Origin of the sequence: Pseudomonas sp. PAMC 26793, from assembly GCF_000313235.1 — a bacterium.
GTDB lineage: Bacteria > Pseudomonadota > Gammaproteobacteria > Pseudomonadales > Pseudomonadaceae > Aquipseudomonas > Aquipseudomonas yamanorum.
This window is the reverse complement of sequence record NZ_AMXG01000038.1, coordinates 195,978-210,616: the sequence shown is the minus strand read 5'-3', so window position 1 is coordinate 210,616 and position 14,639 is coordinate 195,978. Positions and strand designations below refer to the sequence as shown.

15 protein-coding genes are annotated in these 14,639 nt (G+C 60.7%); 8 read left to right on the top strand and 7 right to left on the bottom strand.

The window, feature by feature from the left end; all coding sequences use genetic code 11:
- The first annotated feature begins 186 nt into the window (after positions 1–186).
- Both glnL and ntrC read left to right on the top strand, forming a co-directional pair.
- Complete coding sequence (glnL, locus tag D109_RS0118490; protein WP_003218001.1) at positions 187–1,272, top strand: nitrogen regulation protein NR(II); 1,086 nt, start codon at positions 187–189, stop codon at positions 1,270–1,272.
- Positions 1,269–2,705 (top strand): nitrogen regulation protein NR(I), encoded by a 1,437-nt coding sequence (ntrC, locus tag D109_RS0118485; protein WP_003218003.1) that lies wholly within the window; start codon positions 1,269–1,271, stop codon positions 2,703–2,705. Before glnL ends, ntrC begins: the two co-directional genes overlap by 4 nt.
- 624 nt (positions 2,706–3,329) lie before the next feature.
- Here the strand turns inward: ntrC and D109_RS0118480 are convergent.
- Positions 3,330–3,770 (bottom strand): hypothetical protein, encoded by a 441-nt coding sequence (locus D109_RS0118480; RefSeq protein WP_017478177.1) that lies wholly within the window; start codon positions 3,768–3,770, stop codon positions 3,330–3,332.
- Between D109_RS0118480 and D109_RS0118475 the strand changes: the two genes are divergently transcribed.
- Positions 3,769–4,224 (top strand): tRNA (cytidine(34)-2'-O)-methyltransferase, encoded by a 456-nt coding sequence (locus D109_RS0118475; protein ID WP_003218007.1) that lies wholly within the window; start codon positions 3,769–3,771, stop codon positions 4,222–4,224. The two genes, D109_RS0118480 and D109_RS0118475, sit on opposite strands and share 2 nt — an antisense overlap.
- A 132-nt stretch (positions 4,225–4,356) precedes the next feature.
- Here D109_RS0118475 and secB read toward each other — a convergent pair whose 3' ends face one another.
- Genes secB through D109_RS0118460 form a run of 3 tightly spaced genes read right to left on the bottom strand, consistent with a single transcriptional unit; the run spans position 4,357 to position 5,554 of the window.
- The gene (gene secB, locus D109_RS0118470; protein ID WP_003218009.1) at positions 4,357–4,842 is read right to left on the bottom strand and encodes a protein-export chaperone SecB; all 486 of its coding nucleotides are present in this window, start codon (positions 4,840–4,842) and stop codon (positions 4,357–4,359) included.
- 42 nt (positions 4,843–4,884) lie between these two features.
- Positions 4,885–5,139 carry a glutaredoxin 3 gene (grxC, locus tag D109_RS0118465; protein ID WP_010169095.1) on the bottom strand — a complete coding sequence of 85 codons (255 nt, stop codon included), beginning with the start codon at positions 5,137–5,139 and terminating at the stop codon, positions 4,885–4,887.
- Position 5,140: 1 nt separating this feature from the next.
- Positions 5,141–5,554 carry a rhodanese-like domain-containing protein gene (locus tag D109_RS0118460; protein ID WP_017478176.1) on the bottom strand — a complete coding sequence of 138 codons (414 nt, stop codon included), beginning with the start codon at positions 5,552–5,554 and terminating at the stop codon, positions 5,141–5,143.
- Between the two features lie 151 nt (positions 5,555–5,705).
- On the opposite strand from D109_RS0118460, the gene gpmI reads away from it, so the two are divergent.
- Positions 5,706–7,232, top strand: coding sequence for a 2,3-bisphosphoglycerate-independent phosphoglycerate mutase (gene gpmI / locus D109_RS0118455; protein ID WP_026078055.1), 1,527 nt, complete (start codon positions 5,706–5,708; stop codon positions 7,230–7,232).
- Positions 7,233–7,449: 217 nt separating this feature from the next.
- On the opposite strand, the gene D109_RS1000000134150 is transcribed toward gpmI, so the two are convergent.
- Positions 7,450–7,962, bottom strand: a complete 513-nt coding sequence (locus tag D109_RS1000000134150) for a PBECR2 nuclease fold domain-containing protein (protein WP_152416382.1) — start codon at positions 7,960–7,962, stop codon at positions 7,450–7,452.
- A gap of 296 nt (positions 7,963–8,258) precedes the next feature.
- On the opposite strand from D109_RS1000000134150, the gene D109_RS0118440 reads away from it, so the two are divergent.
- The 4 genes from D109_RS0118440 to D109_RS0118425 all read left to right on the top strand — a co-directional run bounded on the left by D109_RS0118440 (position 8,259) and on the right by D109_RS0118425 (position 13,083).
- Entirely contained in the window at positions 8,259–9,560 is a 1,302-nt protein-coding gene (locus D109_RS0118440; RefSeq protein WP_017478173.1) for a murein hydrolase activator EnvC, read from the top strand.
- A gap of 31 nt (positions 9,561–9,591) precedes the next feature.
- Positions 9,592–10,899: a S41 family peptidase gene (locus D109_RS0118435; protein ID WP_017478172.1), complete on the top strand. Its 1,308-nt coding sequence runs from the start codon at positions 9,592–9,594 to the stop codon at positions 10,897–10,899.
- Between the two features lies 1 nt (position 10,900).
- Positions 10,901–11,683 (top strand): divergent polysaccharide deacetylase family protein, encoded by a 783-nt coding sequence (locus D109_RS0118430; RefSeq protein WP_017478171.1) that lies wholly within the window; start codon positions 10,901–10,903, stop codon positions 11,681–11,683.
- Positions 11,684–11,757: 74 nt separating this feature from the next.
- Complete coding sequence (locus D109_RS0118425) at positions 11,758–13,083, top strand: Vps62-related protein (RefSeq protein WP_017478170.1); 1,326 nt, start codon at positions 11,758–11,760, stop codon at positions 13,081–13,083.
- Here D109_RS0118425 and D109_RS0118420 read toward each other — a convergent pair.
- Positions 13,036–13,794 (bottom strand): ABC transporter substrate-binding protein, encoded by a 759-nt coding sequence (locus tag D109_RS0118420; RefSeq protein ID WP_017478169.1) that lies wholly within the window; start codon positions 13,792–13,794, stop codon positions 13,036–13,038. The genes D109_RS0118425 and D109_RS0118420 overlap by 48 nt on opposite strands.
- Before the next feature lie 66 nt (positions 13,795–13,860).
- Complete coding sequence (gene hisF, locus D109_RS0118415) at positions 13,861–14,631, bottom strand: imidazole glycerol phosphate synthase subunit HisF (RefSeq protein ID WP_003218030.1); 771 nt, start codon at positions 14,629–14,631, stop codon at positions 13,861–13,863.
- Positions 14,632–14,639 lie beyond the last annotated feature (8 nt).

The window sequence follows — 14,639 nt, the reverse complement described above, 5'->3', positions numbered from 1 at the left end:
TTCCCACTTACGCAACCCATTTTGGTTCGAAACTTCCCGCCCAAGCTGGCAGAACGCCACAGTTTCGCGCCTTAACCTCCCATTTCAGGGCTTTAACGCTTCTTTTCGGAGCTTTGGTTTGGTTTTTGCATTTTCCTTGTATCAGCGTGTGCCTCAAGCCCGCGCCTTGCTCCAAAAGAGGTCCTAATGACCATCAGCGACGCACTGCACCGCCTGCTACTCGACAACCTGACCACCGCGACCATTCTGCTCAATGACGAACTGCGCCTTGAGTACATGAACCCGGCGGCGGAGATGCTGCTGGCCATCAGCGGACAGCGCAGCCATGGGCAATTCATCAGTGAGCTGTTCACTGAGTCGGCCGAGGCCCTGAGCTCATTGCGCCAGGCCGTGGAGCAGGCGCACCCGTTCACCAAGCGCGAAGCGATGCTCACCGCCCTCACCGGCCAGACCCTGACCGTCGACTACGCGGTTACGCCGATTCTGAGCCACGGTGCCACGTTGCTGCTGCTGGAGGTGCACCCCCGGGATCGCCTGCTGCGCATCACCAAGGAAGAGGCGCAACTGTCCAAGCAGGAAACCAGCAAGATGCTGGTGCGTGGCCTGGCCCACGAGATCAAGAACCCCCTGGGCGGGATTCGCGGCGCCGCACAGTTGCTGGCCCGCGAGCTGCCGGACGAGAACCTCAAGGACTACACCAACGTCATCATCGAGGAAGCCGACCGCCTGCGTAACCTGGTGGATCGCATGCTCGGCTCCAACAAGCTGCCGTCGCTGGCGATGACCAACGTCCACGAAGTATTGGAGCGGGTTTGCCAACTGGTAGAGGCCGAAAGCCAAGGCTGCATCACCTTGGTGCGCGACTACGACCCGAGCATTCCCGACGTATTGATCGACCGCGAGCAGATGATTCAGGCGGTGCTCAATATCGTGCGCAACGCGATGCAGGCCATCAGCAGCCAGAACGAACTGCGCCTGGGCCGCATCAGCTTGCGCACCCGCGCGCTGCGCCAGTTCACCATCGGCCACGTGCGCCATCGCCTGGTGACCAAGGTCGAGATCATCGACAACGGCCCGGGCATCCCTGCCGAACTGCAGGAAACCATCTTTTTCCCAATGGTCAGCGGCCGCCCGGACGGTACCGGGCTCGGTTTGGCCATTACCCAGAACATCATCAGCCAGCACCAGGGCTTGATCGAGTGTGAGAGCCATCCCGGTCACACCACCTTCTCGATCTTTCTGCCACTGGAACAAGGAGCCCCATCGACATGAGCCGTAGTGAAACTGTCTGGATCGTCGATGACGACCGTTCTATCCGCTGGGTCCTGGAGAAAGCCTTGCAACAGGAAGGCATGACCACCCAGAGCTTCGACAGCGCCGACGGGGTGATGAGCCGCCTGGCTCGCCAGCAGCCCGACGTGATCATCTCTGACATCCGCATGCCCGGCGCCAGTGGCCTGGACTTGCTGGCGCGGATTCGCGAGCAGCACCCGCGCTTGCCGGTGATCATCATGACCGCGCACTCGGACCTGGACAGCGCTGTCGCGTCCTATCAGGGCGGTGCCTTTGAATACCTGCCGAAACCGTTCGATGTGGACGAAGCGGTGGCGCTGGTAAAACGCGCCAACCAGCACGCCCAGGAACAGCAGAACCAGGAAGCCCCACCGGCCCTGACCCGCACCCCGGAAATCATCGGCGAAGCGCCGGCGATGCAGGAAGTGTTTCGCGCCATCGGGCGCTTGAGCCACTCCAACATCACCGTGCTGATCAACGGCGAGTCGGGTACCGGTAAAGAACTGGTGGCTCACGCCCTGCACCGTCACAGCCCACGGGCCGCGTCGCCGTTCATCGCATTGAACATGGCGGCGATTCCGAAGGACCTGATGGAGTCGGAACTGTTCGGCCACGAAAAAGGCGCGTTCACCGGCGCGGCCAACCTGCGCCGTGGCCGTTTTGAGCAGGCCGATGGCGGCACGCTGTTCCTCGATGAAATCGGCGACATGCCGGCCGACACCCAGACGCGCTTGCTGCGGGTCCTGGCCGACGGCGAGTTTTACCGCGTAGGCGGGCACACGCCGGTCAAGGTCGACGTACGCATCATCGCCGCGACCCACCAGAACCTGGAAACCCTGGTGCATGCCGGGAAATTCCGTGAAGACTTGTTCCACCGCCTGAACGTGATCCGCATCCATATCCCACGGATGTCGGACCGCCGCGAAGACATCCCGACCCTGGCCCGTCACTTCCTCAGCCGCGCCGCCCAGGAGCTGGCCGTCGAGCCGAAGCTGCTGAAAAGCGAGACCGAGGAATACCTGAAGAACCTGCCATGGCCGGGCAACGTACGCCAGCTGGAGAACACCTGCCGCTGGATCACGGTGATGGCTTCGGGTCGCGAAGTGCATATCAGCGACCTGCCGCCTGAGCTGTTGAGCCTGCCGCAGGATTCGGCGCCGGTGACCAACTGGGAGCAGGCGCTGCGCCAGTGGGCCGACCAGGCCTTGGCACGTGGCCAGTCGAACCTGCTGGACAGCGCTGTGCCGGCCTTCGAGCGGATCATGATCGAAACCGCCCTCAAGCATACCGCCGGGCGTCGTCGCGACGCCGCCGTGCTGCTGGGCTGGGGCCGCAATACCCTGACTCGCAAGATCAAGGAGCTGGGGATGAAGGTCGACGGTGGGGACGATGATGAGGGCGATGAAGGCTGATTGATCTCTCAAGTACACCGAAGATCCAGTGTGGGAGCGGGCTTGCTCGCGAAGGCGATGGTTCAGTCAACATACGTATCGACTGACGCGCCGCCTTCGCGAGCAAGCCCGCTCCCGAATTTTGGATCTCCACAAGGTTTCAGCACTGTGCACCGCTTCAATGCACCACGAACCGGCATCGCGCGCACATCCAACGCTTGAAACACCCACCTTGTTAAGAAAATATTAAAATCCAAAAAAGCCAAAGCCCCGTATTCCGGGGCTTTGCGCTTTCTGAAGAATTTTTTTGGCACCACTTCGCAATTCTGGCACGCGCCCTGCAATAACCCTGTCACTACCCAGTTTCGGGGACCTTGGTACAGGCAGGCCGAGAATCCCCTCTTTACACCCGGGGTGCTTGATGCGGATCGCGTCGCGCCCCACAGCCGTTTCGGGAACCTCGGTACAGGCAGGCCGGGGATTCCCTCTTTAACACCGAAGCCTTTGGCTTCACCCCGTTTTGGGAGCCCTGGTACAGGCAGGCCGGGAACTCCCTTCTTTACACCCGGGGCTTATGAGGCAACGCGCCCATAGCCCCAGCCCGTTTTGGGAACCTTGGTACAGGCAGGCCGGGGATTCCCTCTTTTATTGCTCCTGGAGATGGATCTCCACCCGCCAGCGTCCATCGGCCTTCTCTCCCGACCACTCCCCACGCAACGGCCGAGCCGCCACCAGGTTCAGCAGCAAGCCGCCATCGGTCTTGCGTACGCGCCAGTTCACGTCCTTGTCATTGACCTTCAGTTGCCCGCCCTGAGCCTTGCCCAGCGCATCGAACAGCAGCGCCACCGTGCCGTCGATATGCTCGCCGTGCAGCTTGGGCTCGCTGTTGAACCACACCACCAGGCCATCGGCCGTAGGCTCCACCTGCTGCAGCTCAACCGGGTCTGGCGTGGTCAGACGGCCGATCATCAGGCCCACCATCAAGCCGACAATGGCCAACGAGCCTAAAACCCGTGGCAATAGCTTCGGCCTGGGATCTTCTTCAGGGGTAGAATGCAGCGCATCTTTGCCTTCGGAGCCGTGCATGTTTCACGTCATCCTTTTTCAACCAGAAATTCCGCCGAATACCGGCAACGTTATCAGGCTGTGCGCCAACAGTGGCTGCCACCTGCATTTGATCGAGCCCTTGGGTTTCGACATGGACGACAAGCGCCTGCGCCGCGCCGGGCTGGACTACCACGAGTACGCCACCCTGCAACGCCACGCGGACCTCGCCAGCTGCCTGGAAAGCCTGAACCACCCACGGTTGTTCGCGTTTACCACAAAGGGCTCGCGGCCATTTCATGATGCCAGCTTTGCCGAAGGCGACGCCTTCCTGTTCGGCCCGGAAAGCCGGGGCCTGCCGGCGGACGTCCTCGACGCCCTGCCCGACGGCCACCGCCTGCGCCTGCCGATGCGCGAAGGCTGCCGCAGCCTGAACCTGTCCAACACCGTGGCCGTCGCCGTCTACGAAGGTTGGCGGCAACTGGGGTTCAAGTAACACTGCATAACGAATGTGGGAGCGGGCTTGCTCGCGAAAGCGGAGTGCCAGTCAACGAAGATATCGACTGAAGTACCGCATTCGCGAGCAAGCCCGCTCCCACATTGGATCGGCGTCGTTGCTCAGAACAGCTTACTGAACCGTTGGCGAACCTTCCTGTTGCATGCGCTGCAGCTCTTGCGCGTACAGGGCATCGAAGTTCACCGGAGCCAGCATCAGCGCCGGGAACGAACCACGGGTGACCAGGCTGTCCAGGGTCTCACGGGCATACGGGAACAGGATGTTCGGGCAGAACGCGCCCAGGGTGTGGCTCATGGACGCTTCGTCCAGGCCCTGGATCAGGAAGATACCGGCCTGTTGCACTTCAGCAATGAAGGCCACTTCTTCGCCATTCTTGACGGTGACCGACAGGGTCAGCACGACTTCGTGGAAGTCACCTTCCAGCGCCTTTTGACGGGTGTTCAGGTCCAGCGCAACACTCGGGGTCCATTCCTGACGGAAGATGGCCGGGCTCTTTGGCGCTTCGAACGACAAGTCACGTACGTAAATACGCTGCAGGGAAAATTGTGGGCCTTGAGCCTCTTCTGCTGCCGCTTCGGTGTTCTGTTGGTCAGTCATCGCAGATCCTTCGTGATCTTGGGGTCTTTTAGGGGTTAGGAGTCAGACGTGAAGCAGCGCATCCAGTTTACCGGCGCGCTCAAGTGCGAACAGGTCATCGCATCCACCGACATGCTTGTCACCGATCCAGATCTGCGGCACGGACGTGCGTCCCGCTTTCTTGGTCATCTCGGCGCGCACCTGGGGCTTGCCATCAACCTTGATCTCTTCGAAGGCAATGCCCTTTTTCTCAAGCAGGGCCTTGGCCCGCATGCAATAAGGGCAATAATCGCTGGAATAGACGACAACCTGGCTCATATCACTTCACCAGCGGCAGGTTATCGCCACGCCAGCTGGAAATACCACCCGACAGTTTGGCGGCGTTGAGACCGGTTTTCAGCATCTCGCGGGCGTGAGTGCCGGAGTGCTGGCCCTGGGCGTCGACCAGGATGATGGTCTTGGCCTTGTGCTTTTCCAGCTCGGCCAGGCGCGAAATCAGCTTGTCCTGGGGAATGTTCAGCGCGCCGACAATGTGACCGGCGGCGAAATCCTTGGCGGGACGAATGTCCACCACTACGGCCTCATCCTTGTTAACCAGGGCGGTCAGCTCGGACGTGCTGAGGCTGCGGCCACCGCGGCTCATTTCGTGAGCGATCAGCAGCGCCAGCAGTACGACGAACGCACCAGCGAGCAAATAGTGGGTAGTGGCAAATGCAATCAGGTGATCAACCATCAAGGAGGTTCCAGGGCGTTAAAATGGCGGTAAGTATACACAGCCGTCATGGTCGGCCAACCCCCGTAAAGCGGTGACGTGGTCGGAACTTCGCTTTAAACTGCCACTCCCTTTTCAATTGCCTTCATTCATTACCGCCGCGAGAGGATCTATGACTAATACGCCTAAACCTTTGGTCCTGATAATTCTCGATGGCTTCGGACACAGTGAAAGCCACCACGACAACGCTGTGTACTCGGCCAGGAAGCCAGTACTGGACCGTCTGAGCGCTACCGTGCCGAACGGCCTGATCTCCGGGTCGGGCATGGATGTTGGCCTGCCGGACGGCCAAATGGGCAACTCGGAAGTCGGCCACATGAACCTCGGCGCCGGACGAGTGGTATACCAAGACTTCACCCGCGTGACCAAAGCGATCCGCGACGGCGAGTTTTTCGAGAACCCGACTATCTGCGCGGCAGTGGATAAGGCAGTCAAGGCCGGAAAGGCCGTGCACTTCATGGGCCTGCTGTCGGACGGCGGCGTCCACAGCCACCAGGACCACCTGATCGCCATGGCCGAACTGGCCTTCAAGCGCGGCGCCGAGAAGATCTACCTGCACGCGTTCCTCGACGGCCGCGACACCCCGCCGAAAAGCGCCCAGTCCTCCATCGAACTGCTGGACGAAACCTTCAAGACCCTCGGCAAAGGCCGCATCGCCAGCCTGGTCGGCCGTTACTTCGCGATGGACCGTGACAACCGTTGGGACCGCGTGGCCCAGGCCTACAACCTGATCGTCGACGGCCAGGCCGAATTCAACGCCGCCACTGCCCAGGAAGGCCTGGAGGCCGCCTACGCCCGTGGCGAGAGCGACGAATTCGTCAAGGCCACCACCATCGGTGAACCGGTAAAAGTCGAGGATGGCGACGCCGTGGTGTTCATGAACTTCCGCGCCGACCGTGCCCGCGAGCTGAGCCATGTGTTCGTCGATGCCGGTTTCAAGGACTTCGAACGCGCCCGCCAGCCGAAAGTCGAATTCGTGATGCTGACCCAATACGCCGCTAACATCCCGGCCCCGTCGGCATTCGCCCCGGGCAGTCTGGAAAACGTGCTGGGGGATTACCTCGCGAAAAACGGCAAGACCCAACTGCGCATTGCCGAAACCGAGAAATACGCCCACGTGACCTTCTTCTTCTCCGGCGGTCGTGAAGAACCGTTCCCGGGTGAAGAACGCATCCTGATCCCGTCGCCGAAAGTCGCCACCTACGACCTGCAGCCGGAAATGAGTGCCCCGGAAGTCACGGACAAGATCGTCGACGCCATCGAGCACCAGCGTTACGACGTGATCGTGGTCAACTACGCCAACGGCGACATGGTGGGCCACAGCGGCAACCTGGAAGCGGCGGTAAAAGCCGTTGAATGCCTGGACCTGTGCGTCGGCCGCATCGTCGACGCCCTGGACAAGGTAGGCGGCGAAGCACTGATCACCGCCGACCACGGCAACTGCGAACAAATGTCCGACGAATCCACCGGCCAGGCCCACACCGCCCACACCACCGAGCCAGTGCCGTTCATCTACGTCGGCAAACGTGACCTTAAAGTACGTGATGGCGGCGTGCTGGCCGACGTGGCACCGACCATGTTGATGCTGATGGGGCTGGAGAAGCCGAAAGAGATGACTGGCACTTCGATTCTGGTCTGACACAGTTCAGGGGTTGCTCAAAACAGGCAGCCCGTCAATAATGGACTCGAGCGCGAAACCAGTTGCCTCCAGCGGCGATAACTGGCGTAGGAACCCCGTAGATGGCTGGATATCCGCGTAGGGTGAGACCTCCACACCCCTGCTTGAGGGTGTGTATATGAATATCAAGCAAGCACTACTTAGGGCAGTTCGAAAGAGCTGCCCTTTTCTTTGGGCGTCACAAAAGCTCGTAACGCTTATAGAGCAACTCACCATGACGATGCTTATTCAAGGCCTTGGCGTCTGTCTGCATGAAGTTCCACAGCACATTGCCAGCCTGAATATTGACCACCACCAGCATCTGCCTTCTGGATTCATAAGCCCCAATGAATGCTAAACGAGCGGAGCAATCGCTATAAGCAACACGCCATATTTCCAGAGGCCCCGTCAATGTGTCCAAGGCGAACCTGACATATCGCTCTCTGGCGTCCTGCCGTTTTTCAACAATATGCTGCAGACAACTGCGCCTGATCGCTATTTGCCCCAATGGCGAAGTAATTTCCACCTCTGAAGAGCTCGAATGGGCAATGCCAAAATGCATTGCGACTATATCGATGGCCGTTGGGATGTCGTTGCCGGCAGGCACTTCCTCAAGTGGAGGTGCCCGCAAAGCTCGATCCAGGCTGCGAAGGTCCGGAAGCCCATAATCGAGCCAAGTTTGCTGGCCTTTTGACTCGTGAATAAAGGGCATCACTGACTATGCCAACCGGCTGATTAAATGGGCCGACGAGTCTATTCCGAGCTCAAAAACACCGTGCAGGTGGAGCATTTCAAGGCATTTCGCCAAGCGTATAAAACAACCGTAGAAGCACGACGCGGCGCTCTATACCGTTCGTCGCCTTCAAAGAGCCACAGGACCCGCCCACAATCGTTTACAGAATGCAGCCACTGGGCACCTAACTTGCCTGCCAGCCCGAATTGGACGTTTTTTTTGCAGCGTGGGCCGGGCATACTAGGCCGTCCCTTTCCCTGGTGTCGCCCGCCTCTATGCTTCGCGCCTTGATTACCCTTGCTCTTGTCTGCCTGCTCCAACCGGCATTTGCCGATGAGCGCGCACAAACCCAACAACAGTTGGACGCTACGCGTCAGGACATTACCGAACTGAAGAAGCTGCTCGGCAAGCTCCAGGAAGAGAAGTCCGGCGTGCAGAAAGACCTGCGCGGCACGGAAACCGAGATGGGCAAGCTGGAGAAGCAGGTCCAGGAGTTGCAAAAAGAACTAAAGAAGAGCGAGTCGGAACTGGAGCGACTCGACGCTGAGAAAAAAAAACTCCAGAGCGCCCGCGTTGAACAGCAACGCCTGATCGCGATCCAGGCCCGCGCCGCCTACCAGAACGGCCGCCAGGAATACCTCAAGCTGCTGCTCAACCAGCAGAACCCGGAAAAATTCGCCCGCACCCTCACCTATTACGACTACCTGAGCAAGGCCCGCCTGGAGCAACTGAAAAGCTTCAACGAGACACTGCGCCAGCTGGCCAATGTCGAAACCGAGATCGCCAACCAGCAGTCGCAGTTGCTCGACCAGAAAAGCGCCCTGGACAGCCAGCGCGACGAGCTGGACAAGGTTCGCAAGGAGCGCCAGCAGGCGCTGGCCAAGCTGAATGACGACGTAAAGGCCCGGGATGCCAAGCTCAAGAATCGCGAGCAAGACCAGGCCGACCTGGCCAAAGTCCTGAAAACCATCGAGGAAACCCTGGCTCGCCAGGCCCGCGAGGCCGAAGAAGCGCGACAAAAAGCGCTGATCGCCCAGCAGGAAGCCGAAAAAAAACGCGAGCGTGAGGCGGCCGAGGCCGTTGCCAGCGCCACCGATGCCCCGGCCCCGCGTAAACCGGCGCGTGCAGCGCCTGGCCCGCTGGTTTCCAGCGCCGGCGAATCGTTTGGCGGACCTTTTGCTTCAGCCCGGGGCAAACTTCCATGGCCAGTTGATGGTCGATTACTGGCACGCTTTGGTGAAACCCGTGGCGATGACACCCGCGCCAAGTGGGACGGTGTGATGATCAGTGCCGGTGCCGGTACCCAGGTCCACGCCATTCACGGCGGCCGTGTGGTATTCGCCGATTGGCTGCGCGGTGCAGGTTTGTTGGTGATTCTTGACCACGGTAATGGCTATTTGAGCCTTTACGGCCACAATCAAACTTTGCTTAAAGCCGCAGGTGATGTTGTAAAAGCCGGTGAATCCATCTCCACTGTCGGTAACAGTGGTGGCCAGGACACTCCGGCGCTGTACTTCGCTATTCGTCAGCAGGGCCGCCCAAGCGACCCGGCACAATGGTGCCGCACCCAAGGATAAGGGGCGCATCTACATTAGGAGTTCGTTCGACATGCTGCATTTGTCCCGCCTCACATCGCTGGCCCTGACGATCGCCCTGGTGATCGGCGCGCCTTTGGCATTCGCCGACCAGACCGCCCAGTCAGCCACGGCCGCGACCACCAAGGCCCCGCTGCCGCTGGACGAGTTGCGCACCTTTGCCGAGGTCATGGACCGGATCAAGGCCGCTTATGTCGAACCTGTGGACGACAAGACCCTGCTGGAAAATGCCATCAAGGGCATGCTCAGCAACCTTGACCCGCACTCCGCCTACCTGGGCCCGGAAGATTTCGCCGAGCTGCAGGAAAGCACCAGCGGTGAATTCGGTGGCCTGGGCATTGAAGTCGGCGCCGACGACGGCAACATCAAGGTGGTCTCGCCGATCGATGACACCCCGGCGTCCAAGGCCGGCATCCAGGCCGGCGACTTTATCGTCAAGATCAACGGCCAGCCGACCCGTGGCCAGACCATGACCGAAGCGGTCGACAAGATGCGCGGCAAGATCGGCCAGAAAATCACCCTGACCCTGGTGCGCGACGGCGGCACGCCGTTCGACGTGACGCTCACTCGCGCCACCATTACGGTCAAGAGCGTGAAGAGCCAGTTGCTGGAGTCGGGCTACGGCTACATCCGTATCACCCAGTTCCAGGTCAAGACCGGCGACGAAGTGGCCAAGGCCCTGGCCAAGCTGCGTAAAGACAATGGCAAGAAACTCAGCGGCATCGTGCTCGACCTGCGCAACAACCCGGGCGGCGTGTTGCAGGCGGCAGTGGAAGTGGTCGACCACTTCATCACCAAGGGCCTGATCGTCTACACCAAGGGCCGTATCGCCAACTCCGAACTGCGCTTCTCGGCCACCGGCAACGACCTCAGCGAAGGCGTGCCGATGGTTGTGCTGATCAACGGCGGCAGCGCCTCGGCCTCGGAAATCGTCGCCGGCGCCCTGCAAGACCAGAAGCGCGGTGTGCTGATGGGCACCACCAGCTTCGGCAAAGGCTCGGTGCAAACCGTGCTGCCGCTGAACAATGATCGCGCATTGAAGATCACCACGGCGCTGTACTACACGCCGAATGGTCGCTCGATCCAGGCCCAGGGCATCGTGCCGGACATCGAGGTGCGCAAGGCCAAGATCACCAACGAAGCGGACAGCGAGTTCTACAAGGAAGCTGACCTGCAGGGCCACCTGGGCAATGGCAACGGCGGCGCCGACCAGCCAACCGGCAGCGGCTCGAAAGCCAAGCCGATGCCGCAGGACGACGATTATCAACTGGCCCAGGCGCTGAGCCTGCTCAAGGGCTTGAGCATTACGCGCAGCCGTTGATATGCGTTGTGGACTGATCATCGCGTTGCTGTGCTGTCTGGCGGGAGTTGCCCACGGCAACCCCGCCAGTGCAGCCCCCGCTGAACACAAAGCCTACCTGACCCTGATCATCGACGACCTCGGGCAAAACCTGCCCCGGGATCGTCGCGTGCTCGCCCTGCCCGGCCCGGTGACCACGGCGATCATGCCCGACACACCCCACGCCGCCGAATTCGCCCGCGAAGCCCACAAGGCGGGCAAGATCGTCATCCTGCACATGCCCATGGACCCGGCCACCGGCCCGTTCGCCTGGCACCCCGACCTGCCCATCGAAGAACTCGGCAAACGCCTGGACGCGGCCTTCAAGGCCGTGCCTTACACCGCCGGCATCAACAACCACATGGGCAGCCGCATGACCGCCCAGCCCGAGGCCATGGCCTGGTTGATGGGTGAGCTGCAACGGCGCCACAAGTTCTTCGTCGATAGCCGCACCAGCGCTAAAACCGTCGCTGCCGCCGAGGCGCAGAAGATTGGTCTGGCCAGCGTCTCGCGGGATGTGTTCCTCGATGACGAACGCACCGAAGCGGCCATCACCACTCAATTGCAGACCGCGATCAAGCTGGCCCACAAAGAGGGTTCGGCGGTGATGATCGGCCACCCTTATCCACAGACGCTGGCGGTACTGGAACGGGAGCTGCCCAAGCTCAAGGCCCAGGGCATCGACTGGATCGACATCAAGTTGATGATCAGCCTGCGCAGTAATCAGGCCATGGCCGGCCACGGTAAAAACGGTACCTACCGTTAACTCTAAATAGCTACCGCTCCTGCCCCTGCTGACTCTCCGATAGTGGATCCCTGGATCAACTGGAGAGTCTCCTCATGAACGCACTGCAATACAAAGACCTGCTCATCAATTTCACTTCCGAATTCATCCCTCTGTGGAATGACCGGGGATCGGGAGTTTACAAGTCCATAAGCTTTTGGCGGCCGGCCACTTCAGCCGACCCGCTGAGCCAATTCTTCCCGCTGGGTGACATCGCGGTCGAAGGCTATCGCAATATCAACCAGCAGAAAGTCGTCGCCGTCGTCAGCGACGCGAATAAGGTCGACGGCACCGCACTTCGTTCACCCGATGAGTTCGAGTTGGTGTGGAAGGATGCCGGCTCGGGCGCGCGCACCGACTTTTCCCTGTGGCGCCCATTGCCGCCTGAAGGCTATGTATCCATGGGACTGGTGTGCGGCGTGGGCTACGACAAACCTTCGCGCAATGCGGTGCGCTGTGTTCGGGAGGATCTGGTCATGGCCGCGCGGACCGGGCAATTGATCTGGACCGACAAGGGCAGTGGTGCGCCAATGGACTTCAGTGCCTGGGGCATCACGCCCGCCGACGCAGCCCCTGGTGAAATCAACCTGGCCCCCGGCACCTTTATCGGTACCGCCAGTTATGCCAAGCCGATCACCGCCAGCTATTCGTTGCGCCTGCCGCTGAGCGCCGACCTGAAGGCGTTGCCCAAGCCGCCGCCGCTCTCTGGCTACGCGCCACCTGAGGCTCTGCACACACTGGAGCAGCCTCAGTTTTGCCAACTCCCCTGGTTTACCGTGAAAGACCCGGATCTGAGCCCTGTCGAACAATTGCAAACCTGCCCGATGTATCGACTGGAAAGGATTGATCACTACTTGTTCGTCGGCTTTGGGCACAACCAGACGGCCACCAGCCAACCGTTCATGTGGACAGCCACCAAAGGCGAAACAGGGAAGCAGTCAAGAGCCCTCACCGCCACCACCAGCATTGAGCTATGCAGTGAGTGGCCGTCGGATAGCCGCGCCTTTGAATTGAGCTTTTCCGCGCACCTGGGCCAGGAATTCACCCATTGCCAGCGTTCGGCGAAGGGCTGGGCAGATTTATCGGCTCTGGAAATCATCACCTACATCCCGGCCCACAAAGCCGTCGCGGCCTACGTCATCCAGAGTGAATATCGCCTGCTGCGTGGAGATGGCAGCCAGGTGACCGGCACCGTCACCTACACCAACGGCGATAACGTGTACGTGAGCGAGTATCCCGCCTCCGAGCCGGTGCACCGTGATGAACCGCCGGTAGAGGCACCTGTGGAACAACCAGTAGAACCACCAGCGGAGCCCGATCAGGCCGAGCCCGACCTAGAGATAACGCCCCATGATGGTATCGACGACACCCTCCTGCCGTAACTGATCGAGGGCCGCCTGGAGTTTCGCCACTACGTCATCCGGCACGTTTTTGTTCAGCGCCAGGTACAGCTCCGCGCTGTTGAAACGCAACACCGTCTTGAGCCCGGTCACCCCGACCTGGCGTGCCAGGTAACGGCCCGCCGGGTCGCCGGTGGCCCACAGGTCGATCTGGCCATCCACCAGTTTTTGCGCATTGTCTTGATCCCGCAGCACGATGACCGGCTTCAGGCCTTGTTTCTCCAGGCTCTCGGCGATGGCGTCGCCCTTGTAGGCGCCAATCCTGTAGCGCCGGGCCTGCTCAAGGTCGCTCAGTTGGATCTTGCTGTCAGCCTTGGCCAGCAGCACCCAATCGTCCGGGCCGATGGGACCGACCCATTTGAACAGCGCCTCACGGCCCGGCAGGCGTGCCATCACGAACACGCCGTAGCCGGGTTTTTCCAGGGCGAGTTTGTAGATTCGTTCCCAGGGGAAACGCAGAGTGAGGTTGTAGGAAATGCCGGCACGCTTGAAGGTCTCACGGACGATGTCCACGGCGATGCCTTCGATGTTCTCTTCCTTGGCAAAGTTCTTGCCGTTTTTCGCCATGTTGTAGGGCGGGAAGTTTTCCGTCAGCAGCACCAGGGAAGCCCCGTCGGACGGTTCATCAGCGTGGGCCGAACCCGTCAACAGAATGGTGGTACTGGCGAGGGCGAGCAGCAGGTCTTTGAACATGAAAGTTACCGGAATCCATGGCAAGCCCAGAGAGTGCCGCGAGCCTGCCATGGTGTCCAGTGACGTTTAACGAACGACGATACCGCGCGCCGCCATGTAGGCCTTGGCCTCGGGAACGGTGTATTCGCCAAAGTGGAAAATACTCGCTGCCAGTACCGCGCTGGCGTGGCCTTCGATCACGCCGTCGGCCAGGTGCTGCAGGTTGCCGACGCCGCCGGAAGCGATTACCGGGATGCCCAGCGCATCGCTGATGGCACGGGTCACGCCCAGGTCGAAGCCGTTTTTCATGCCGTCCTGGTCCATGCTGGTCAGCAGGATTTCACCGGCCCCCAGGGCTTCCATCTTCATCGCCCACTGCACCGCATCCAACCCGGTCGGCTTGCGCCCGCCGTGGGTGAAGATCTCCCAGCGCGGGGTTTCGCCCGGGCCGGAGACTTTCTTGGCGTCGATGGCGACGACGATGCATTGGGAGCCGAAGTGCTGTGCGGCTTCGCCGACAAATTCCGGGTTGAACACCGCGGCGGTGTTGATCGAGACCTTGTCCGCGCCGGCATTCAGCAGGTTGCGAATGTCCTGCACGGTGCGCACGCCACCGCCCACGGTCAGCGGGATAAACACCTGGCTGGCCATGCGCTCGACGGTATGCAGCGTGGTGTCGCGACCATCGACACTGGCGGTGATGTCGAGAAAGGTAATCTCGTCAGCGCCCTGCTCGTCGTAGCGACGGGCAATTTCCACAGGGTCGCCCGCGTCACGGATGTTCTCGAACTTGACGCCCTTGACCACGCGACCGTTGTCGACGTCCAGGCAAGGGATGATGCGTTTGGCCAGCGCCATGGTCAGTC